This is a genomic window from Microbacterium pygmaeum, assembly GCF_900100885.1.
In the GTDB taxonomy this organism is placed as follows: Bacteria; Actinomycetota; Actinomycetes; order Actinomycetales; family Microbacteriaceae; genus Microbacterium; species Microbacterium pygmaeum.
Genome location: NZ_LT629692.1, coordinates 265,132 through 286,577, shown reverse-complemented (window position 1 = coordinate 286,577; position 21,446 = coordinate 265,132). Strand labels below are relative to the sequence as shown.

Below are 21,446 nucleotides of genomic sequence, written 5' to 3'. Positions count from 1 at the left end.
CGTCAGCGCCCGCGGATGAGATCAGCGGCGACTTCGCCGATGACGATCGCGGGCGCGTTCGTATGACCTCGGATGAGGGCGGGCATGACGGATGCGTCGGCCACGCGCAACCCGTCCACCCCGCGCACCCGGAGTTCCGGGTCGACGACGGAAGCAGCATCCGTCCCCATCCGCGCGGTGCCGACCGGATGGTAGAGGGTGTGCGAGTACCGGCGCATCGACACCTCCGCACGCTGCACCGGCGTCATCTGCTCGCCGCCCTCGGGTTGCACCCAGCCGCTCGTGGTGACCGCTCGCAGAGCGTCGGTGTCGATGAGCCGCTCGCAGGCGGCGAGGCCCTCCCGCAGCGTCGCGGCGTCGAGCCCGTCAGCGTCGGACAGGTAGCGCGGGTCGATGACGGCCTTCTCCAGCGGGTCGGCCGAGGCGAGCCGGATGGTGCCGCGGCTGCGCGGACGCAACAGGATCGCACCGACCGTGAGTCCTTCAGACGGCAGCGGCACGAGACCCTCGCCGACGTAGGGCGCCGAGGCGAAGATGATCTCGATGTCCGGAAGATCCTCGGCCATGCCGGTGCGATCGGCCACCGGCGTGCGGACGAATCCATACGCCTCGGCGACATTGGAGGTCAACATGCCGCGACGCGCGCCGAGGTAGCGAGCCAACTGCACGGGCTTGTCCGATCCGAACAGCGTCCCGCCGCGAGCGGCGGGGGCCAGGCCCGCCACGAGGTGGTCCTGCAGGTTCTGGCCGACGCCTGGGCTGTCCACCAGCACCGGAATGCCGTGCTCGGCGAGGTGCTCGGCGGGTCCGATGCCGGAGAGCATCAGCAGCTGCGGCGTGTTGATCGCACCGCCGGCGAGGATCACCTCCCGGCGCGCGAGGGCGTGGCGCGTGACGCCGCGGACGTCCACGTACACCCCGGTCGCCCGTGGCGTCGAACCGTCGGTCCCAGAGCCTGCTACACCCGCGTCTGCGGCCGCCCCGTCTGTCCCCGAGCCCGTCGAGCGGTCGAACGTCACCCGCCGCACGTGCGCGCCGGTCACCACGCGCAGGTTCGGGCGGCGCATCGCAGGACGCAGGTACGCGTCCGCCGTCGAGGCCCGCGCTCCGCGGTGCTGCGAGACCATCGTCTGCGAGAACCCCTGACCCGAGGCGAGGTTCGCCGGGGTGACCGGGTGTCCGGCCTCGCGGGCGGCGTCGAGGAACGCGGCGGTGTGCGGCCGGGGGTCGCGCTGCCGCTCGACTGACTGCGGTCCGGCGGTGCCCTGCGTCTCGTCGGCGGGCGTCTCGGTGCGCTCGATCCTGACGAAGTATGGCAGGAGCGAGGCCCACGACCAGCGGGGACCGGCCGCCTGCGCCCATCCGTCGTAGTCGGCGGCGAATCCGCGCACCCACATCATCGCGTTCAGCGACGACGAACCGCCCAGCGTCCTGCCGCGCGGCCAGAACACGGTGCGGTCCTCCAGCGCCGGCTGCGGCACGGTGTCGTAGTTCCAGTCGTAGGTCCCGCGGAACAGCTTGGAGAACGCTGCGGGGACGTGCAGCTCGAGCGCCGTGTCGGGCGGTCCCGCTTCCAGGAGCAGCACCGAGGTCTGCGGGTCTTCACTCAGACGGGCGGCGAGGGCGGCGCCGGCCGAGCCCGCGCCGACGATGATGTAGTCCGCGACGAGGTCGTGCGGTGCGCGATCGCGCCGCACCCTCATGCGCGGTACGCCTGGACGAGCGTGCCGGCCAGCCGCGCGAGGTTGCCGTCCATGCGATAGCGCGTGAAGCCCTCGCTCACCGTCGCGCCGGTCCGCGAGCTCACGAACCACGGAGGCTTGGGGAGGACACTGAATCGCCCCCGTCGCCCGAGTGCTCCGGCCGAGCGCGGGAACGGCCGGAACGGCCCCCGCGTCACGGACCGCTCGACGCGGTCCAGCAGCAGCGCGTTGTGGACCACCCCGATACCGCTCTCGACGTCATCCAGCGTTCCGCCGGGAAAGCCGCCCCAGGTGAGGGTCGGGGTCAGGAATGCGAAGGCGGTCCAGGAGTTGACGGCGATGTCGCCGTAGCGCAGCGCCGCGATGGCATCCTCGAACCGGTCGCCCAGCGCTGTCTGGGTCTCGGGGTCGATGAGCACGTTGGCGCCGAGCGTGCCGGTCAGCTTCTCGTTCGCGTGCCGGACCGCCGCATCGAGGAACTCCTGGCCGTTCCCAGGCAGGCTCACGACGCCGAGGACCGGCGCGAAGTACTCCGTCGTCTCGAGGTCGGTGGCGTCCTGACCAGTGTCGATCTCGACGAGCAGTCGGCTGCCGTCGCCGTGGCGCGACGCGGACGGATAGCTGGATGCCGCGGCATCCAGCTTCTGCGCGCTCCGCGGATACCAGACCGGCCGAGCGGGCGCGGCGTCGTATGCCGCGTCGAGGGCGGCCAGGAAGGCTGCGCGCTGCGGCCAGTCGGAGCCGAGAATCACCACCTGACCGGCGATGCAGTTGTGCCCGCTGTTCTGCAGCCGCATCGTCACGACGTGTTCAGCGTGATAGCGCAGGTCGGCCTCGGTCCAGGTGCCGGGGACGACGATGATCGGCGAGACGCCGCCCAGTTCGGCGGTGATCGGCTTCGTGAGGTGAGGGTGATGTTCGCGCTTGCGCCGGGCGGTCGCTTCCGCTTGGGGGCCGGTCGAAGGACCCCACACGATCGCATCGAACGTGGGAGCGGCTCCGGTGATGTGCACGTGCGCGATGTCGGGATGCGCGGTCAGATAGCCGCCGGCCTCGCCGCCGCCCTGCACGATGCGCAGGAACCCCGGTTCGATCAGCGGCGCGAGCGCGCGCTCATAGACGGCGACCAGCGAATCCTGGGTCGGATTGACCTTCAGGATCACCACGCGATTGTGCGCCAGCAGTTCGTACAGCACGTCAAGGACCGGGATCGAGGTCACATTGCCGGCGCCGAGGACCAGTCCGACCCCGCCGGGTTCGGTCGGCTCGAGCTGGGCGAGGCCGGCGGTGCGGCGCGCTTCGTGCACGGTCACGCCCGGTTCGAACCACACCTCGCCGGTGTAGCCGGACAGCAGCAGTCCGTCCATGGCGTGCAGCGGGAAGGTGTGCGCGCGAAGACGTCCGCCGGGCGCGGCATCCGTGCGCACTCCGTCGAGCGGGCTGATGCCGCAGGCCAGCGCACGCAGGCTGTCGCGGTACGCGTCGAGGGCGACGAGCGCGGCGTAGGGGCCGGACAGCCACTCTTCACCCCGCAGGGGATGCCCGGGCTCGAGACCCTTGGAAAGCGCGGCGGTGTCGGCCCATTCCTCAGCGTGGGCCGACACGGTCGCGTGCAGTCGCTCCAGGAGGCGCGCTCGCTGGTCGAGGGTGAGATGCGTCCATGTCAGGGCGCCCGTCACGAGATCGGCGATCGCCGAGTCGAGGGCTTCCCGCACGTGCTCGCTCAGCTCGTCGGCGACGGCGGGGGTGGGTGAGGGGACGACAGAGGTCACGACGCTCTCCTTCGGGCTCGCGGCGGGGGCACCGCGCTCACAGCATACGTCCGGTGGAACCGGGTCTCACCGGTCCGGTGACTCGATATCGTCGCGGCGAAGCCGGTAGCGGGCGAGCGTCAGCAGGCTCAGCCCGATCAGGATCGAAGGCACGAGGCTGAAGCTGAGCACGATGCCCGTCAGCGCGGCGGGCGGCTGGGTGACCGTCTCGGCAGCGGTCGAGGACACGTAGCCGGTGATCGCCAGGACGATCGCGAGGATCGTGGCCCCCAGCGCGAAGCCGGTCGTCTCGCCGGCCGTCCACACCCCGCCGAATGCTCCGGCCCGCCCGCGCCCGTTGGTCACCGCATCGGCGGCGATGACGTCGGGGAGCATGGCCATCGGCAGCGACTGCATGCCCGCGTACGCGATGCCGGCGACGGCGACCGCGCCGTAGATCCAGGTGCCAGGCGACCACAGCGCTCCGATCGTGCTGAGGGCGGCCACGGCGAACACGACGCTCGCGATCCCGAAGGCGCGCTCCTTGCCGAACCGCCGGGCGGCCCACCCCCACGCGGGAGCGGCGATCAGCGCGGGTGCGATCAGGGCCACGAACAGCAGTGTCACGGCGTCCTCGGAGCGCATGACCCACGTCGCCAGGTACTGCGCACCGGCGAGCATCAGCCCGGTCGCCAGCGCCTGCATGACGAAGGTGGCCAGGAGCGCGCGGAAGGGCTGGCTGCGCCGAAGCGTCGCGCCCGCCGCGCGGAAGGTCGCGCCGATACCGCCTTCCTCCACGTCGCCGGCGGTGTCGACATCGTGCGCGATGCGCCCGCTGAGGCTCTCCTGCACGAGCTCGGCCTCGTCGGCGACGGTGGCTCCGGCATCGGCTGCGGCATCGCGCGTTCGCCGGCCTGAGCGAGCCGCGGCGCCCGTCGCGATCAGCATGCCGACCCCGATCACGACTCCTGAGACGACGCCCATCAGGAGGTAGCCGGTGGTGGGGTTTCCGGTGAGACCGCGCAGGATGGGTCCGCCCGCGCCGAAAAGCAGGATCGAGAAGGTCAGCACCACCACGCGCCAGGTCAGCAGCCGCGTGCGCGCGTCGTAGCTGTCGGTGAGCTCAGCGGGCAGGGCGATGTAGGGCACCTGGAACAGGCTGAACGCCGTCGCCGTGAGCAGGAACGCGATCAGGACCCAGATCGCACCCCCCACCGGCCCGAGCGCAGGCGGAACGGCGAAGGTGACCGCGAACAGGACCGGCAGGCTCAGGCTCCCGAGGAGCATCAGGCGACGGCGAGTGCCGCGGCGGGCGAGGTCGCGATCGGTGAGCGAGCCGATGACCGGGTCGATCACGACGTCCCAGACCTTGGCCGCCGTGACGATCACCCCGGCCAGGATCGCGGTCACGCCCAGGCTGTCGGTCAGGTAGTAGGTCAGGACCAGACCCGGCAGGGTCGCGAAGCCGCCGGTGCCGAGGGAGCCCATCGCATAGCGTGCGATCGTGCCGCGTGTCAGGGTCGGCGGAGCGTCGCCGAGCGCGGTGGGCGGGACGGGTGCCGGGCGGCCGGGCGTCGCACCGGCGTCGGGAGCGTCGGTGCTCATCAGCCGGCGGACTCGGCGACGAGGGCGTCGCGGACGGCGAGGAGGCCGTCCAGCGTCTCCGCGAACCCGGTCGACAACGGCGACAGCCCGATGCGCAGCCCGTCGGGGAATCGGAAGTCCGGGATCACGTCTTCCGCCCACAGCCGTGCGGTCACCGCCCGCATCGACGGATGCGACAGCGTCACATGCCCCCCGCGCCGCTCGGCATCGCGCGGCGAGGCGACGCCCACCCCGAGCGGGGCGAGGATCGCGTCCGAGATCCGCAGGGCGTACTCGGTCAGCGCGACCGACTTCCGCCGGATCGCCCAGATGCCTGCTCGCTCGATCATCGCCAGGGTGTCCTGCATCGCCAGCATCCCGACGATCGGCGGGGTGCCCGACAGGAACCGACGCATCCCCTTCGCCGGCTGATACCGCGGTCCCATCGCGAAGACGTCGGCCGCGCCCATCCACCCCTGGATCGGCTGTGCGAGCCTGTCCTGCAGGTGTGCGGCCACGTAGGCGAACGCTGGGGAGCCCGGACCGCCGTTGAGGTACTTGTACGTGCACCCGATGGCGACATCGAAGCCTTGGGCGTCGGCGTGCACCGGGACCGAGCCCGCGGAGTGGCACAGGTCCCAGACGATCAGGGCGCCCGCGTCGTGGGCGATGCGCGTCAGTTCGGCGGCATCCGCGAGGTATCCCGACCGATACGCGACGTGGCTGAGCAGCACGACCGCCGTCTCGGGCCCCACTGCGTCGCGCAGCGCGGCTCCGATGACCCCGGCATCCGCGTCCACCTCCACCCAGCGCACCACGCCCCCGCGCTCGGCCGCGATGCCCTCGACGAGGTAGCGGTCGGTGGGGAAGTTGTCGCGGTCGACCACGATCTCCACCCGTGCGGAGTCGGCATCGTGCTGCGCGTCGAACGCGGCGCGCACGAGCTTGTACAGCAGCACTGTCGTCGAATCGCCGATCACCGTCTGCCCGGGCGCCGCGCCGATCGCGATACGGCCGATCGCGTCGCCGATCTCGAACGGCAGCTGCATCCAGGATTCGTCCCACCCGCGGATCAGCCGGCCGCCCCACTCGTCCGTCGCGAACCGGGCGAGCCGTTCGACGCTCGCGCGCGGCGGCCGGCCCAGCGAGTTCCCGTCGAAGTAGGCCAGAGGAGTCTCGCTTCCGACGAATTCAGCGCGAAAGGTGCGAAGCTGGTCGGCCGCGTCCAGGTCGGATGCTTCGGCCCGCAGCCCCTCGATCGTTCCCGCGTCAGTGGTCATCGGATGTCAGCTCCTCGGTGGGCACGACCGTGGCCCTGGCCAGCCACGCGGGGACGTCTTCGTCGGTGCGGGGCGGTTCGCCGGGCACGAACGTCGCGACCGCGGCGGTGCGCGTCCGCAACGGCCACGGATCGGCCATCGCCTCGATCAGGTCGGCGCCGACGAGGCCAGCGGACTGCAGGGCGGCGACCTCGCGTGCGTTCACGCCGACGGGAAGCTCGCCGTTGCCGAGATCGGTGCCGTAGAGCACGGCGCCGCCGAACGCGGCGAAGGCGGCCAGATTCGCGGTCGCGTGGCCCAGTGCGCGGGGATCGTTCCGGTGGATGTCCAGCGTCGAGATCCACCACTGCCCTGCGGTGGCCGCGCGCTCGATCAGATCCGCATCGAGCCGCTCGCTGAACGGCGTGTGGGCGAGCACGTCGACGCCGCCCTCGATCGCGCGCCGCGCCATGCCGGCGCCTTGGACGTGCGCGGCAACCGGCATGCCGTGGCCGCGCGCGGTCTCGATGATCGCGGCCAGGGTCGCGTCGTCGGGGACCGTGCCGGCGTCGGCGTTGAGGGCCACCTTGATCACCGAGGCGCCGAACGACGCCTGCTCGTCGACCGCCGTCGCCGCCCCGCCGGGCACGCCGGGATGCACGGAGGCGTCGGTCACCTCGCGGACGATCGATGCCGGCGCCCACGTGCGACCGGACGGGTAGCCGCCTCGCGCTGTCAGGAACGCCCCGGCGTATGCCACATGCGGCATGCCATCCCGCGGTCGTCGGGCGAGGGCGACGGGATCGCCGCCGAGATCGACGACGGCGGCGATGCCGTGCTCGCCCAGCACGGTCTCGTCGACCAGGTGCAGGTGCACGTGGTGGTCGATGAGCGGCGGCAGGGAGACCCCGCTCTGACCGGTGAGGGAGCGGTGGCAGAGGCCTGCATCCGGTCCCAGCAGGTTGCGCAGCGCCCACGGGTCGTGTGCGCTCATTCCCCGATCTCCGTCCGGACGGCGAACAGCTCGGGGAAGAAGGTCAGTTCGAGCGCCCGCTGCAGGAACGAGGCGCCGCTGGATCCTCCGGTCCCCGTCTTGAACCCGATGATGCGCTCGACGGTCTTGAGGTGCCGAAAGCGCCACAGCTGGAAGTTGTCTTCCAGGTCGACGAGCTCCTCGCACGTCTCGTACGCGGCCCAGTGCTGCTGCGGATCGCTGTAGATCGAAGCGAAGATCGGCACCAGCTCCGGGACGAACGTCCACGCCGCGGTGACATCGCGCTCGAGGACGTGCTGCGGAACGGAATAGCCGGAGCGGGCCAGCATCCGCAGGAACTCGTCGTAGAGGCTCGGCGATTCCAGCGCAGCTCGCACCAGCCGCTCCGCCGCGGGATCCGCCGAGAACACCCGCACCATCCCTGCGTTCTTGTTGCCGAGCGTGAACTCCACGGCGCGGTACTGCGCCGACTGGAACCCGCTCGCGTTGCCCAGCACGCCGCGGAACTGGGCGTATTCGGCGGGGGTGAGGGTCGCCAGCACCGACCACTGCTCGGTCAGGGTGCGCTGGATGTGCTTGACGCGCGCGATGCATTTGAGCGCGAGGGGCAGTTGGTCCTGTCGCAGGTATGCGCATGCCGCCGACAGCTCGTGCAGCACGAGCTTCAGCCACAGCTCCGTGGTCTGATGCTGGATGATGAACAGCAGTTCATCGTGGTGCTCGGGAGAACTGAGCGGATGCTGCGCCGCGAGCAGCGTCGACAGCTCGAGGTAGCCCCCGTAGCTCATGCGGTCCGAGAAGTCGGTGACGACCGAGTCCTCGATCGCGCGGGTATTGCCTTCGACGCCCTCGCTCACGGTGCCAGCCTAGTGAGCGACTCTGCGACGGGTCAGATCAGGGCGAGCTCGCGCAGCTTCGCCTCGACGTCGGCGTTGGACGGCTCGACATGGTGCGAAGAGTCCGGGTACACGACCACCGGGATGTTCGTGCGCCCCGAGATCTCGCGCGCGACATCGGCCGCAGCCGGGTCGGCGACGAGGTCGATGTACTCGAACTCGATGCCGAGCTGATCGAGCTGGCGTTTGGTGCGTACGCAGTCGCGGCACCAGTCAGCGCCGAAGACCGTGATCGACGAGGGGGAAAGGGCCGGTGAAGTCATAGCAACAGCCTAGGTTCCGCTTCGCTGGGCAAGCGCTGATCGTGCGAGCATTGAGCCTGATGCACCTGTCGATCATCGTTCCGACGTACAACGAGGCTCCCAACGTGGCGGAGCTCGTTCGTCGTGTCACCGAGACGCTGCGGACCCCGGCCATGCAGGGCGTCGACGCGGAGATCATCTTCGTGGACGACAGCACGGACGCCACCCCCGACGCGATCGTCGCGGTGGCGGCATCCGCGTCGCTCCCGGTCCGCCTCATCCACCGCGACAAGCGCACCGGCGGCCTCGGCGGAGCCGTCATGGAGGGCTTCGAGGCCGCGCATGCGGACGCCTGTCTCGTGATGGACGGCGACCTGCAGCATCCGCCCGAGAAGATCCCCGAGCTGTACGCGAGGTTCCAGCGAGGGGATGTCGATCTGGTGGTCGCATCGCGATACGCCGGCGACGGGACGTCGAAGGGGCTCGCCGACGGCACGCGCGTGCTCGTCTCGAAGGCCTCGACCGCGCTGACGAAGGCGATGTTCCCGATCCGCCTCAAGGACGTCTCCGACCCGATGACCGGGTTCTTCCTCGTGGATCGGCGAGCGGTCGAGCCCGGAACCCTTCAGCCGCGCGGATTCAAGATCCTGTTGGAGATCCTCGCCCGCAAGAGCATGCGCGTCGCCGAGGTGCCGTTCGACTTCGCCGATCGGCACGCCGGGGAGTCGAAGGCGTCCGTAAGGCAGGGCCTGCACTTCCTGACGCAGCTCACCGCGCTGCGCTTCGGCAAGATGTCGCTGTTCGCCGTGATCGGCGGGCTCGGGGCGATCGCCAACGTCGTCATCGTGTGGGCGCTGACCCACGTCGGCGTGAACTACGTGGTCGCGGCCGTGGTGGCATCCGAAGTGACGATCATCGGCAACTTCCTGCTGATCGAGCGGTTCGTCTTCCAGGACATGCGCGGCCAGGCATCCGGCGTCTGGTCGCGGTTCGCCAAGTCGTTCACGTTCAACAACGCCGAACTGCTGGTGCGCATCCCGGTCGTCGCGCTGCTGGTGAGCACCGGTCACATCACCGCCGTGCTGGCAACGGCGATCACGTTGGCGGTCGCGTTCGTGCTGCGGTTCGTCTTCCACTCGCTGGTGGTCTACGCGCCGCGCAAGGCCGGGGTGGCACCGAGCCGCGCCCGCCATCTCGTCGAGGAGCTCGACGCGCAGGCGATGTCCCCGGGTGAGCTCTAGGGTCCGCTCGGCGGGCGGTCTCAGCCGATCAGCCCGATGATGTCGTCGACGCTCATCCCGTAGTTCACGCGGACCACGGGCAGGGCGAGCTTGTCCGTGCCGATGTGCACGTACCCCTGCTCGATCGTGCGGCCCATCTCGAATCCGGCCTCGGCGACACCCTGCTTCGTGGTGTCGTTGTAGTGCCCGAAGGGGTAGGCGACGACCTCCTTCACACCCAGGACGGCAGCGGATGCCTCCAGGTCGGCCGCGATCTCGTCGGCGGTCCAATTGACCATGCGGCCGTTGCCGTTCGCGCCGGCCTGATGCATGTCGTGGGTGTGCGAGCGGCGCAGCACGTAGGCGCTCGGGGCGGGGTCCTGCCGGTACGCGGTGATCATGAACGAGGTCGACAGCAGCTGGTACTTGTCGATCACGGGCACCGCGAGGTCGAACCAGGTCTGGTCGGCATCGTCGTCGGTGATGATCACCGAGTGGTTGGGCAGGAACAGCCGGCCGTCGATGAACGCCGCCAGCTCGTCCCACGTCGGCAGGTAGAACCCGCCGGTGGCGATGTGGTTCATGTGCGCGTCGAAGTCGCCGATGTAGGCGTAGTTGCCGCGCAGCCAGCCGTCCTCGCCCTCGGGTCGGGTGGTGAACTGGTGGTACATCATGATCGGGATCTGCGCGTCTTCTGCGGCATTGTCCTCGGGGCTCTTCCACGAGCCGTGAAGGGTGATCTGCCGGTCGGTGCAGGCGACGAGCTCGGATCCGTTCACCCGCGCGGGGACGGCGTAGGCCGCGGCATCCTCCGGCGTGGCGTACCACCCCGCGAAGACGGCGCCGTCCTTCGCGGGGATCGGCAGCCCGGTGTAGAGCACGCCCTGGGTCTGCAGCTGCGGCGCATCGGCGATCCCGTCGCCGGAGAAGCTGACGGCGCACGCGTTCGGGTCGCTCGTGGTCGCGAGCAGCTGCTGGCCGGCCGTCATCGGTGTCGGAGTGGGGGTCGGGGTGGCGCTCTGACTCGGCGCGGGCGGCGGCTGCGTCGGGCCGGGGGCGGCGGTGTTGTTCGCTCGGCCGAGGTTCGCCACGACGACCGCGACCGCCACGACGATGCCGGCGATCAGCACCAGCGATGCGACGAAGGCGAACAGGCGCCGGCGGCGGCGCACGCGAGCAGACGTGCGGTGCGCACGCGCTCCGCTGCGTGAGTAGTCGGTCACAGCCCTGTCATCCCCCGGAAAAGCCCCGGCCGCAGCGATGAATATCTGCGCCCACCCCACATGGTAGGGGCTGGCCGGGGAAAACCGGGACAGGCGGCGTCAGGAGCTGACGCTGATGAGAGTGCGCTGCCACCCGCTGGAGCCGTCGGGCGCGATCGGCGCGCGCTCCTCGATCTGCAGGTCGCCGTTCTTGTTCACCGCGCGGACCGCGACGTAGTGGGTGCCGGGCGTCGCATCCCAGTCGAGATACCACTGCACCCAGGTGTCGTCGTTGACCGGTGTCGACAGCGTCGCGCTCTGCCAGCCGCCGTCATCGACGTTGACCTCGACGCGGTCGATGCCCACGGTCTGCGCCCATGCGACGCCCGCGATCGGGGTGCGTCCGGCGGGCACCGGCGTGCCCGAGCGGGGGGTGTCGATGCGCGAAGAGAACTTGATCGGCGCTTCGGCGCTGTACCCGCGGGGGGTCCAGTAAGCCTCATCGGCGGCGAAGGTGGTGACCTTCAGCTCGGTGATCCACTTGGTGGCCGAGACGTAGCCGTAGAGCCCGGGAACGACCATGCGCACGGGGAAGCCGTGTTCCAGCGGCAGTGGCTCGCCGTTCATGGCGACGGCGAGGATGGCGTCCAGACCGTCATCGGTCAGCGACTCCAGCGGCGTGCCGGCGGTGAATCCGTCGATGCTCCGCGAGAGCACCATGTCGGCACCCGCCTTCGGGCGCGCCCTCTTGAGGACTTCGCGCACCGGAACGCCCAGCCACTTCGCCGTACCCAGCAGGGGTCCGCCGACCTCGTTCGAGACGCACGTCAGGGTGATGGAGTACTCGTCCAGGCCCATCCCGACCAGATCGTCGAAGCTCAGCTCGACCTTCTCCTCGACCATTCCGTCGACCACCAGGCGCCAGGTGCTCGGGTCGATCGAGGGGACGGTCAGAGCAGTGTCGACGCGGTAGAAGTCCGCGTTGGGGGTGAACAGCGGCGAGATGCCCGCGATGTCGAGCTCTGCGCCGGCGGGCACCGTCACGGTCGTTGCCGGCGCCGGGATCTTCAGCGCCTTGCGGACGGCGGCGATCGACGAGCCCGTCGCGGTGATGACGGCGCGCGCACCGACGCCGACCAGCACGGCGGATGCTCCCGCGATGGCGGTCAGCCGGATGAACATGCGCCGGTCGACCGACGTCGCGGATCCCTTCGGGTGCACGGTCGGGTTCTCGGCCGGCAGCGCAGGGTTCCCCGCCTGCACGGTCCGATCGCCGGTCGGTGACGGATCGGAGGCAGCACCGATCGACTCCGCGGCCCAGGCGCGCAGGCGCCGGACGAGGAGAGCCAGGATCAGGCATCCGGCCACCGTCCCCGCGATGGCGGGAATGGGGGAGAGGAAGGTCGCGGCCGCACGGGTGACGACCGCGGCGACCGAGAGACCGCCGGCGACCACCAGCGCGACGACGCCGAGATGCGGCTTCAGATACTGCACGATGCCGGCGAGCGCGGATGCGATCAGGACCGCGAGTCCGAGCCCCGCGAGCAGGGCGATCTTGTCGTACTCGCCGAACGTGGCGATCGCGAATTCCTTGAACGGCTGCGGCACGATGTCGATGACGAATCCGCCGACGGCCAGGATCGGGCTGCCGTCACGGGCCAGCAGCAGCGCGAACAGCTCTGCGACGGCGAGGAAGACCGCGGCTCCGACGATTCCGGCCAGGGCGGCCCACGCGAGGAACCAGACCCGCGCGCGACGCTTCGTATTCGCCATGATCCGGCCTCCGATCGCAGGAGGATCGCGTGCCGATCTCCACCGGTTGTTCGCCGCGGAGCCCCGTTCGGATTGCGGCCCGGGCGGACCGAGCGGCGGGAGGAGCCGATGGGTACCATGAGCCTCATGGCGACACTGGTGCTGACCGTCGTGGGAGATGACCGTTCCGGCCTGGTCGCGGCGGTCGCCGATGTCGTGGGCTCCAACGGCGGCAACTGGGAGCGCAGCCAGCTCGCCGAACTCGCCGGCGCCTTCGCCGGGATCATCGAGGTGTCCGTCCCCGACGTCCGGGTCGACGAGCTGCGAGCGGCGCTGTCCGATCTGGACGGTCTGCTCACGATCACCGCGCACCCCGGTTCGACGGGAGCGGATGCCGCGTCTCCGCGTTCGTTCGCCTTCACGGTGCTGGGCAACGACCGGCCCGGGATCGTCCGCGAGATCACCTCGACCCTCACGGCGCACGGAGTGAGCATCGACCGGATGTCCACCGAGACGCGGGATGCCGCGATGTCGGGCGGGCGGCTCTTCGAGGCGACGATCGCCGCGAAGGCCCCGGCATCCGTCGACGTCGACGCCGCGCAGGCGGCGCTGGAGGAGCTCGCCGCCGAGATCCAGGTGGACGTGACGCTGAGCGTCTGATCGGTCGGCGCCGATCAGCGGCCGAGGAACAGCACGCTGATCAGCATCGCGATGATCACCGTGTTGAAGGCGAACGAGACGAGCGTGTGCCCCGTGACCAGCCGCCGAGCGCCGGGGGTCTCGAGGGAGACGTCGGAGGTGGAGAACGTCGTCTGCACCTGCACCGCAAGGTAGACGTAGTCGCTGAAAAGGCGGTCGTGACCTTTCCCGGGAAAGGCGAAGCCGCCGAGGGCGACATCGAAGCGGGCATAGTGCACCGCGTACGCCACGATCGTGACGGCCCACGAAGCCGCGACGACGAGGATGCTGAAGATCACCGTCATCGGCTCGGCGAGCAGACCCGGCCACAGCGTGAAGACCAGCACCGCGGCGATCGCGATCATCGACCACTGGACGGCGATCGTGGGTCCGGTTCCGGAGATGATGGCGCCGATGCGGCCGAAGCGGCCCTCGGGATTGGTCGCCAGAAGGACGGTGCGCAGCCGCTGCGGGTCGAGGCGCCCGAACTGGCTGAGCGTGTGCACGAGGTACACGAATGACGAACCCGCGGAGAACGCGAACGTGCACGTGACGAAGCCCTGCGGAGGGAACTCGTGGCGCACCGCGACGATGATGACGGCGCTGATGAGCGCCCAGACCACGCCCAGCACGCACGCGAGGCCGAGTCGCGCCACGTCGAACGCCAGTCGCGGCACGCGTGTCGCGACCGGCTCGCCGTCGCCCGCCGCCGCCGTCATCCCTTCACCCTGCCAGGCGAGCTGTCGGACGCGCCAGCGCCGGCATCCGCCCGCTACGGGCGCAGTCCTGCGGCGGGCAGGATGATCCGATCGATCGTGTCGATCATGAACTCCCGGTCGGCGGGCTGCTGCAGCATGAGCACGCGGTACGACACCATCGAGGGTCCGATCGTGCAGAGGCGCTCGATGTCGCTGTCGGCGGGGATCTCGCCGCGATCGATCGCCCGCTGGAAGATGATGCGGTTCGCACCCGCACGCGGTTCGACGAGCGCCTCACGGGCGGCGACGGCCAGCTCGGGGTCGCGCGCGATCATCGAGACGATCCCCGCCATGACCTTGAGCTTGCGTTCGCTCTCGCGGATCGTCGGCGACTTCACCATCGCGATCAGATCGCCGCGCAGGGTTCCGGTGTCCGGCGGCGCCGTGAGGTCCACGTCCTTCGATTTCATGCAGGCCACGGCGTCCAGCACCAGCTCCGGCTTGGAGGCCCAACGTCGGTACACGGTCGCCTTCCCCGCTTTGGCGCGGGCAGCCACCATGTCGATCGTCATGCCGTCGTATCCGGTCTCGGCCAGTACGTCGAGGGTCGCATCCAGGATCTCTCCGTCACGGGTGTGGTCGCGCTTGCGGCCGAGGCGGGGCTTCTCGTCGACGTCGTCGATCTGCGTCATCGCAGCTGTTCCTTCCCGTCCGATCCGACGTTACCAGCGGGTAAATTCCTGAACCCGGTAGATCCGGAACTCCACAGTACCGTATAGAGTTCCTCCCATGTCTTCTTCTTCTCCGGCAACCGCGACCGATTCGCGTCGCTGGCTGACCCTCGTCGTCGTCGGGCTCGCGCAGCTCATGGTGGTGCTCGACGGCACCGTCGTGAACATCGCCCTTCCGTCCGCTCAGGCCGATCTCGGATTCACCGACGGTCAGCGCCAGTGGATCATCACGGCGTACTCGCTCGCCTTCGGCAGCCTGCTGCTGCTGGGCGGGCGGCTGTCCGACCTCCTCGGGCGCAGACGCACCTTCATCATCGGACTGATCGGCTTCGCGGTCGCCTCCGCGCTGGGCGGCGCGGCGGGCACGTTCGAGCTGCTCGTGGCCGCACGCGCGCTGCAGGGCGCCTTCGGTGCGCTGCTGGCGCCCACGGCGCTCGCCGTGCTGACGACCACCTTCACCATCCCGAAGGAGCGCGCCCGCGCCTTCGGCGTCTTCGGCGCGATCGCCGGCGCGGGCGGCGCGGTCGGTCTGATCCTCGGCGGCGTGCTGACCGAGGCGCTGAACTGGCGCTGGAACCTGTACATCAACGTCTTCATCGCGGCCGTGGCGCTGGTCGGAGCCCTCCTGTACGTCCCGCTGATGCACCGCACGGGCCCACGGCCGAAGCTCGACGTGCCCGGCACGATCCTGGTCTCCGGCGCGCTGTTCGGTCTCGTGTTCGGATTCTCCAACGCCGAGACCGACGGCTGGGACTCGCCGATGACGTGGGGGATGCTGGCCGGCGCCGTGATCCTGCTGGTCGCCTTCGTCCTCTGGCAGCTGCGGGCGAAGCATCCGCTCCTGCCGCTGTCGATCGTGCTCGACCGCAATCGCGGCGCTGCCTACCTCTCGGTGATGATCGCGGGCGCCGGGATGTTCGGGATATTCCTGTTCGTCACCTACTATCTGCAGCTGACGCTGGGATACTCGCCGATCCAGACCGGCCTGTCCTTCCTGCCGATGATCGGGATGCTGGTGCTGGCCGCCCAACTGGGCACGAACATCTTCGTGCCGAGGTTCGGTCCCAAGGTGCTCGTTCCGACGGGCATGGCGTTGGGTGTGATCGGGATGATCTGGCTGACGTTCCTGGACGCCTCGAGCGTCTACGTCTCGAACGTCATGCCGCCGCTGATGGTGATCGGCTTCGCGATGGGCACGATCATGCCCGCCTCGATGCAGACCGCGACGCTCGGCGTCGACCGGCACTTCGCCGGGGTCGCCTCTGCGATGGTCAACACCAGCCAGCAGGTCGGCGGATCGATCGGCACGTCGCTGTTGAACACCCTCGCCGCCACCGCGATGGCCGACTATCTCGCCGCCCACATCCCGGTGACCGAGGCCGTCGCCACGGATGCGGCGATCGCCAGCTACAGCACCGCGTACTGGTGGGGAGCCGGGTTCTTCGCCGTCGGAGCGATCATCTCGGCGCTGCTGTTCCGCCGGCGCGGTCACGGCCTCTCGCTCTCGCACGGTGCGCCGAGCGGGAAAACCGTCGCCGAGCCGGTGATCGCGCATTAGCCGGGCACCGCGCCCGCGGCATCCACTCCACCCGATGTCGCTGTCAAGGTCTTCCGGACCGCGCGGCGGCTCCGTAGCCTGAGCGGGTGCCCATCGCCGAATCGGAACTCCTGTCATGACCGAACCCACCTCCGAGAGCCCCGCGATCGACGCGCTCGAGACGAGCGACGTCGTGGAGACCGTCGAGGCGGTCGAGCCTGCGGAACCGGCCGAGCCGGTGCCCAGCGAGATCAGTTACGACGAGCAGCGCTACCCGGCACGCCCGCGCAGACTGCGCCCGCGCGACCAGCTGCGCGGTGGCAGCCTCCGGCGCAACACGGCCGACCCGCGGACGGCGATCGGCACCAACCCCTCGTATGTGGAGTGGCTGGTCCGCCAGTCGATGCTCAAGGACGCCGATGTGCTGAGCCGGACCCTGTCCGGTCAGCCGTCGATGTGGCGGAACCCGTACGCGCGGCCGGATGCCCGCAAGGCGATCGAGACCAGCGACGTCTGGTTCACGGCATACCCGATCTCGTTCATCACACGGCCCGGCGAGTCGTTCCTGCAGGCGCTGGGCAGCGAGGCGCTGTGGGACGCGTTCCAGAACATCGGCATCAGCGGCATCCACACCGGCCCGGTCAAGCAGGCCGGCGGCATCTCGGGCTGGCAGCACACCGCCAGCGTCGACGGCCATTTCGACCGGATCAGCACGCAGATCGACCCTGAGTTCGGTGACGAGGCCGCCTTCCGGCAGCTGTGCGACGTGGCCGACAGCCACGGCGGCAGCGTGATCGATGACATCGTGCCCGGGCACACCGGCAAGGGCGCCGACTTCCGGCTGGCCGAGATGGCGTACAAGGACTATCCCGGTGCGTACCACATGGTCGAGATCCCGCCGGAGGACTGGCACCTCCTCCCCGAGGTGCCAGAGGGCCGCGATGCGGTCAACCTCGACCCCGAGACCGAGCGCGTGCTCAGCGAGCACGGATTCATCATCGGCGAGCTGCAGCGCGTCATCTTCTACACGCCGGGCGTGAAGGAGACCAACTGGAGCGTGACCCCCGTGGTCGTCGGCACCGACGGCGTCGAGCGCCGCTGGGTGTACCTGCACTACTTCAAGGAGGGCCAGCCTTCGATCAACTGGCTCGATCCGACTTTCGCCGGCATGCGCCTGGTGATCGGCGACGCGCTGCACTCCCTCGGCGATCTGGGCACCAGCGCGCTGCGCCTGGATGCCAACGGGTTCCTCGGCGTGGAGAAGAGCGCGGAGGGTTTGCCGGCGTGGTCGGAGGGGCATCCGCTCTCCCACGCTGCGAACCACATCATCGCCGGCATGGTGCGCAAGGTTGGCGGATTCACGTTCCAGGAGCTGAATCTCGCGATCGAGGACATCCGCGACACCGGCGCCGTCGGCGCCGACCTCTCCTACGACTTCGTCACCCGGCCCGGTTATCACCACGCCCTGGCGACGGGGCAGACCGAGTTCCTCCGCCTGGCGATGACCACCGCGCTGGAGACCGGCGTCGAGCCGGTGCAGCTGGTGCACGGGCTGCAGAACCACGACGAGCTCACCTACGAGCTCGTGCACTGGGCGACCGCGCACCGCGCCGACCTGTACCCGTTCCGCGGTGAGGAGATCACCGGTGCGGAACTGGCCGAGATCATCCGTGCCGAGCTCACCGAGAAGCTCACGGTCGAGGCCGACTACAACCTCGTCTTCACCCAGAACGGCATCGCCTGCACGACCGCATCGCTGATCGCCGCGACCCAGGGCAGGGCGACGCTGGCCGACATCACCGAGGCCGACGTTCCCGGCATCCAGGCCGCCCACCTCCTGCTGGCGAAGTACAATGCCTGGCAGCCCGGGGTCTTCGCGCTTTCCGGGTGGGACCTGACCGGAACGCTCACGCTTCCGCGCGACGAGGTCCGCGCGCTGATCGCCTCAGGCGACACGCGGTGGGTCGAGCGCGGGGCGCACGATCTGCTGGACGCGAACCCGGGGGCGGAACGCTCCAGCGCCGGCATCCCGCGCGCACGTTCGCTCTACGGGTCGCTGCCGGCTCAGCTCGAGCGCAGCGACTCGTTCCTGGCCGGTCTTCGGGAGGTCATCTCGGTGCGCCGCGAGCACGAGATCGCCACGGCGACGCAGGTCGACATCCCCGCGGTCGGACACCCGAGCATGCTCGTCATGGTGCACCGTCTGGACGGCGGCGACGCGCGACGCGAGGACGCACCACTGCAGATCACCGCGCTAAACTTCCTCGGAGAGCCGGTGGAGGGCACCGTCCGTTCGGAGTCGCTCGTCCCACGCAGCAGGGTGATCGACGCGGCGACCGGCGAGACGCTGGCGCACGTCGACGACCTCAACAGCTTCGGGCTGCGTCTGCCGGCCTACGGGGGACTGTTCCTGATCCTCGAGGCGCCGGATCCCGCCGAACTCGCACACCCGCTGACGGCCGCGATCTCGATCGTGCGTCCCGAGCTGGACTGAGCCGGCCGGGCAGAGGAAAAGGCCCTCCTCCAGTAGAAGCCTGAAGAAGGGCCAGTGGCTCCGACGGGCGTCGATCCCGTGACCTCACGATTTTCAGTCGTGCGCTCTACCAACTGAGCTACAGAGCCACGCGGCATCCGTTTCCCGATGAATCGGGACCTCACGCCGCGTCCTAAACGAAAGGCCCTCTCCAAGAAAGGGCCCGTCGCTCAGAGCGACCCTGACGGGACTTGAACCCGCGACCTCCGCCGTGACAGGGCGGCACGCTAACCAACTGCGCTACAGGGCCATGCATATTCAGTTGTGAGTGTCGAGAAGTGACCCCAACGGGATTCGAACCCGTGCTACCGCCGTGAAAGGGCGGCGTCCTAGGCCACTAAACGATGGGGCCGAGTGAACCCGAAAGTTCACGCTTGCCGACGCTCAAGCATACGCAATCCACTGCGGATCCGCCAATCGGCGCAGGGCGGGCGCGTGAGCGCGGTCGTGAGCGCGGCCGTAGCGACGATCGCGCGGCACCCGAGCGCAGCGCCGGAACGCGGGTTCGGCCGCCGCGCACGATCTTGCTTGCCTCGGATCGCGGTCTCGCGCTGGCGCGCAGCGCGATGTGAGGCAAGTGAACGTGCAAGGTCTCGGTTCAGTTGCCTCGGGATGCGCGGTCGGATGCTGCGGGCCGACAGGCCGAGGCAAACAAAGGTGCCCAGGTGGGCGGACCGATCGGCGCAGGGCTGGCGCGCAGCGCGATGTGAGGCAAGTGAACGTGCAAGGTCTCGGTTCAGTTGCCTCGGGATGCGCGGTCGGATGCTGCGGGCCGACAGGCCGAGGCAAACAAAGGTGCCGGGGTGGGCGGACCGATCGGCGCAGGGCTGGCGCGCAGCGCGATGTGAGGCAAGTGAACGTGCAAGGTCTCGGTTCAGTTGCCTCGGGATGCGCGGTCGGATGCTGCGGGCCGACAGGCCGAGGCAAACAAAGGTGCCGGGGTGGGCGGACCGATCGGCGCAGGGCGCGCGCGCAGCGCGATGTGACGCAAGGTCTCGGTTCAGTTGCCTCGGGATGCGCGGTCGGATGCTGCGGGCCGACAACCCGAGGCAAACGAAAGGTACTCGAGTGCGCGGACCGATCGGCGCAGGGCGGGCGCGTCTGCGAGGCGATCACCGGGCGACAGGGTGCAATGAACAGGTGCGCGTCCCGCCCAGAAGGGCCAGGATGAAAACGCACAAACCGTTGCGCGTGTGACTCGAGTTGCTAGTGTGATGGAAGTTGACTTCGCCGATGGAGGAACCGTGGACTCCGAGCAAGCCCCCGACGAGTGCGGCTGCGCGCCGACTCCTCGCGAGCAGCGCGCGCTCTGGCCCTCGCTGAGCCGTCGCGGCGCCCTCGGCGTCGGGGTGCTCGGTGTCATCGGGCTCGCGGCGATCGGCGGACCGATGCTCCCCGCCGCCTTCGCGGCCGACTACCCGTCGTGGGACGACGTGGAGGCGGCCAAGGCGAACGAGTCGGCCAAGGCCGCCGAGGTCTCCAAGATCCAGGGGCTCATCCAGAGCCTGAACGACGAGGTCGCCCGCACCAAAGAGGCGGCGAAAGTCGCCTCGGATGCGTTCTACGAGGCCCAGCAGGCGTTCTTCGCAGCATCCCGTCGCGCCGACACGCTCCAGTCGCAGGCCGACGAGCAGGCCGCACTCGCGGTCGACTCGGCGAACAAGGCTGGGCGCCTCGCCGCCCAGCTGTACCGCAACGGCGGCGATGACACCTCGATGGAGCTGTTCTTCGCCGGCTCCGCCGCCACCACCGACGACCTCCTCGCGCGCCTCGGCACGATGGACAAGCTCTTCGAGCGCAACAAGGCGGTCTACGCGAGCGCGGTCACGGCGCGCGACTCGGCGCAGAGCCTCAGCGATCAGGCCGTCCTCGCACGCAACGAGCGCGACCGCCTGCAGCAGGAGGCCGAGCAGAAGATGGCCGCCGCCCAGGAGGCCGCCAACGCCGCACAGGTCGCCCTCGATGCGCAGACCGCCAACCTCGCGACGCTGCAGGCGCAGCTGGCATTGCTGCAGGACACCACGGCCAAGACCGTCGCCGACTACCAGGCCGGCGTCGAGGCCGCACGCATCGCCGAAGAGCAGCGCAAGGCTGCCGAGCGCGCGCTCGCGGACCAGCGCGCCGCCGAAGCAGCTGCTGCAGCTGCCGCCGCAGGTGGCGGGGGCGGCGGTGGTGGTGGCGGGGGCGGCGGTGGCGGCGGATCCGTCGGCGGCTCAGGCTGGGCGCGACCCGGTTCCGGCGGAGTCTCGTCGGGCTACGGTCCCCGCTACGTGCAGTGCGGCAACGGCTACTGCTCCAGCGGATACCACGAAGGCACCGACCTCGGCCAGGCCTGCTGGTCGGGCATCTACGCCGCACAGGCCGGCACCGTCGTCTACGCCGGCGAGAACGGCGGCTACGGCAACTACATCAAGATCGACCACGGCGGCGGCATCGCCACCGGCTACGCGCACATCTCCTACGGCGGGTTCTACGTCGGCTGGGGGCAGTGGGTCAACGCCGGTCAGCTGATCGCAGGCACTGGCCAGACCGGCAACTCCTTCGGCTGCCACCTGCACTTCGAGGTCTATGTCAACGGACGCACCGTCGACCCGTACTACTTCATGGCCGACCGCGGCGTCTGGCTCTGATCCGCTGAACCCATGAGAAGGGCGGATGCCGCAGCA

At 69.8% G+C, this 21,446-nt stretch carries 16 protein-coding genes and 3 tRNA genes; 5 read left to right on the top strand and 14 right to left on the bottom strand.

Annotated features, from left to right (window positions below):
* Positions 1-2: 2 nt before the first annotated feature.
* The 7 genes from BLT19_RS01320 to BLT19_RS01290 form a co-directional block, all read right to left on the bottom strand.
* A complete protein-coding gene (locus BLT19_RS01320; RefSeq protein WP_091485217.1) occupies positions 3-1,703 on the bottom strand; it encodes a GMC family oxidoreductase in 1,701 nt (566 codons plus the stop codon).
* Entirely contained in the window at positions 1,700-3,475 is a 1,776-nt protein-coding gene (locus BLT19_RS01315) for an aldehyde dehydrogenase family protein (RefSeq protein WP_091485215.1), read from the bottom strand. The genes BLT19_RS01320 and BLT19_RS01315 overlap by 4 nt, the downstream gene beginning before the upstream one ends.
* Before the next feature lie 66 nt (positions 3,476-3,541).
* Positions 3,542-4,942 carry an MFS transporter gene (locus tag BLT19_RS01310; protein WP_231917912.1) on the bottom strand — a complete coding sequence of 467 codons (1,401 nt, stop codon included), beginning with the start codon at positions 4,940-4,942 and terminating at the stop codon, positions 3,542-3,544.
* A 116-nt stretch (positions 4,943-5,058) separates the two neighbouring features.
* Positions 5,059-6,318: a kynureninase gene (locus BLT19_RS01305; protein WP_091485211.1), complete on the bottom strand. Its 1,260-nt coding sequence runs from the start codon at positions 6,316-6,318 to the stop codon at positions 5,059-5,061.
* Positions 6,308-7,291: an amidohydrolase family protein gene (locus tag BLT19_RS01300; RefSeq protein ID WP_091485209.1), complete on the bottom strand. Its 984-nt coding sequence runs from the start codon at positions 7,289-7,291 to the stop codon at positions 6,308-6,310. Before BLT19_RS01300 ends, BLT19_RS01305 begins: the two co-directional genes overlap by 11 nt.
* Positions 7,288-8,148 (bottom strand): tryptophan 2,3-dioxygenase, encoded by an 861-nt coding sequence (gene kynA / locus BLT19_RS01295; RefSeq protein WP_091485207.1) that lies wholly within the window; start codon positions 8,146-8,148, stop codon positions 7,288-7,290. Before kynA ends, BLT19_RS01300 begins: the two co-directional genes overlap by 4 nt.
* Positions 8,149-8,180: 32 nt before the next feature.
* Positions 8,181-8,450, bottom strand: coding sequence for a glutaredoxin family protein (locus BLT19_RS01290; RefSeq protein ID WP_091485205.1), 270 nt, complete (start codon positions 8,448-8,450; stop codon positions 8,181-8,183).
* Between the two features lie 59 nt (positions 8,451-8,509).
* Between BLT19_RS01290 and BLT19_RS01285 the strand changes: the two genes are divergently transcribed.
* Positions 8,510-9,670 (top strand): glycosyltransferase, encoded by a 1,161-nt coding sequence (locus BLT19_RS01285; protein ID WP_091485202.1) that lies wholly within the window; start codon positions 8,510-8,512, stop codon positions 9,668-9,670.
* 20 nt (positions 9,671-9,690) lie between these two features.
* Here the strand turns inward: BLT19_RS01285 and BLT19_RS01280 are convergent, their stop codons facing one another.
* Complete coding sequence (locus tag BLT19_RS01280; protein ID WP_231917733.1) at positions 9,691-10,872, bottom strand: polysaccharide deacetylase family protein; 1,182 nt, start codon at positions 10,870-10,872, stop codon at positions 9,691-9,693.
* 99 nt (positions 10,873-10,971) lie between these two features.
* The gene (locus tag BLT19_RS01275; RefSeq protein WP_091485200.1) at positions 10,972-12,624 is read right to left on the bottom strand and encodes a molybdopterin-dependent oxidoreductase; all 1,653 of its coding nucleotides are present in this window, start codon (positions 12,622-12,624) and stop codon (positions 10,972-10,974) included.
* Positions 12,625-12,750: 126 nt separating this feature from the next.
* On the opposite strand from BLT19_RS01275, the gene BLT19_RS01270 reads away from it, so the two are divergent.
* Positions 12,751-13,263: a glycine cleavage system protein R gene (locus BLT19_RS01270; protein ID WP_091493058.1), complete on the top strand. Its 513-nt coding sequence runs from the start codon at positions 12,751-12,753 to the stop codon at positions 13,261-13,263.
* A gap of 14 nt (positions 13,264-13,277) precedes the next feature.
* On the opposite strand, the gene BLT19_RS01265 is transcribed toward BLT19_RS01270, so the two are convergent.
* Positions 13,278-14,000 carry a DUF1345 domain-containing protein gene (locus BLT19_RS01265; RefSeq protein ID WP_091485197.1) on the bottom strand — a complete coding sequence of 241 codons (723 nt, stop codon included), beginning with the start codon at positions 13,998-14,000 and terminating at the stop codon, positions 13,278-13,280.
* Between the two features lie 53 nt (positions 14,001-14,053).
* Positions 14,054-14,671, bottom strand: a complete 618-nt coding sequence (locus tag BLT19_RS01260) for a TetR/AcrR family transcriptional regulator (RefSeq protein WP_091485194.1) — start codon at positions 14,669-14,671, stop codon at positions 14,054-14,056.
* A gap of 97 nt (positions 14,672-14,768) precedes the next feature.
* On the opposite strand from BLT19_RS01260, the gene BLT19_RS01255 reads away from it, so the two are divergent.
* Both BLT19_RS01255 and treS read left to right on the top strand, forming a co-directional pair.
* A complete protein-coding gene (locus BLT19_RS01255; protein WP_091485192.1) occupies positions 14,769-16,268 on the top strand; it encodes an MFS transporter in 1,500 nt (499 codons plus the stop codon).
* 115 nt (positions 16,269-16,383) lie between these two features.
* Positions 16,384-18,741: a maltose alpha-D-glucosyltransferase gene (gene treS / locus BLT19_RS01250; RefSeq protein WP_091485189.1), complete on the top strand. Its 2,358-nt coding sequence runs from the start codon at positions 16,384-16,386 to the stop codon at positions 18,739-18,741.
* 55 nt (positions 18,742-18,796) lie between these two features.
* On the opposite strand, the gene BLT19_RS01245 is transcribed toward treS, so the two are convergent.
* The 3 genes from BLT19_RS01245 to BLT19_RS01235 all read right to left on the bottom strand — a co-directional run bounded on the left by BLT19_RS01245 (position 18,797) and on the right by BLT19_RS01235 (position 19,132).
* A tRNA-Phe gene (locus BLT19_RS01245) sits at positions 18,797-18,869 on the bottom strand.
* A gap of 87 nt (positions 18,870-18,956) precedes the next feature.
* A tRNA-Asp gene (locus BLT19_RS01240) sits at positions 18,957-19,030 on the bottom strand.
* Between the two features lie 29 nt (positions 19,031-19,059).
* Positions 19,060-19,132, bottom strand: a tRNA-Glu gene (locus tag BLT19_RS01235).
* An 892-nt stretch (positions 19,133-20,024) separates the two neighbouring features.
* Here BLT19_RS01235 and BLT19_RS01230 point away from each other — a divergent pair.
* A complete protein-coding gene (locus BLT19_RS01230; RefSeq protein WP_407939802.1) occupies positions 20,025-21,410 on the top strand; it encodes a M23 family metallopeptidase in 1,386 nt (461 codons plus the stop codon).
* Positions 21,411-21,446: the final 36 nt, after the last annotated feature.

Coding starts and splice junctions, on each gene's coding strand:
- BLT19_RS01320 (WP_091485217.1), bottom strand. CDS start 1,703: ATGAGGGTGCGGCGCGATCGCGCACCGCACGACCTCGTCGCGGACTAC.
- BLT19_RS01310 (WP_231917912.1), bottom strand. CDS start 4,942: ATGGGCTCCCTCGGCACCGGCGGCTTCGCGACCCTGCCGGGTCTGGTC.
- BLT19_RS01305 (WP_091485211.1), bottom strand. CDS start 6,318: ATGACCACTGACGCGGGAACGATCGAGGGGCTGCGGGCCGAAGCATCC.
- BLT19_RS01300 (WP_091485209.1), bottom strand. CDS start 7,291: ATGAGCGCACACGACCCGTGGGCGCTGCGCAACCTGCTGGGACCGGAT.
- BLT19_RS01290 (WP_091485205.1), bottom strand. CDS start 8,450: ATGACTTCACCGGCCCTTTCCCCCTCGTCGATCACGGTCTTCGGCGCT.
- BLT19_RS01285 (WP_091485202.1), top strand. CDS start 8,510: ATGCACCTGTCGATCATCGTTCCGACGTACAACGAGGCTCCCAACGTG.
- BLT19_RS01275 (WP_091485200.1), bottom strand. CDS start 12,624: ATGGCGAATACGAAGCGTCGCGCGCGGGTCTGGTTCCTCGCGTGGGCC.
- BLT19_RS01270 (WP_091493058.1), top strand. CDS start 12,751: ATGGCGACACTGGTGCTGACCGTCGTGGGAGATGACCGTTCCGGCCTG.
- BLT19_RS01265 (WP_091485197.1), bottom strand. CDS start 14,000: ATGACGGCGGCGGCGGGCGACGGCGAGCCGGTCGCGACACGCGTGCCG.
- BLT19_RS01260 (WP_091485194.1), bottom strand. CDS start 14,671: ATGACGCAGATCGACGACGTCGACGAGAAGCCCCGCCTCGGCCGCAAG.
- BLT19_RS01255 (WP_091485192.1), top strand. CDS start 14,769: ATGTCTTCTTCTTCTCCGGCAACCGCGACCGATTCGCGTCGCTGGCTG.
- treS (WP_091485189.1), top strand. CDS start 16,384: ATGACCGAACCCACCTCCGAGAGCCCCGCGATCGACGCGCTCGAGACG.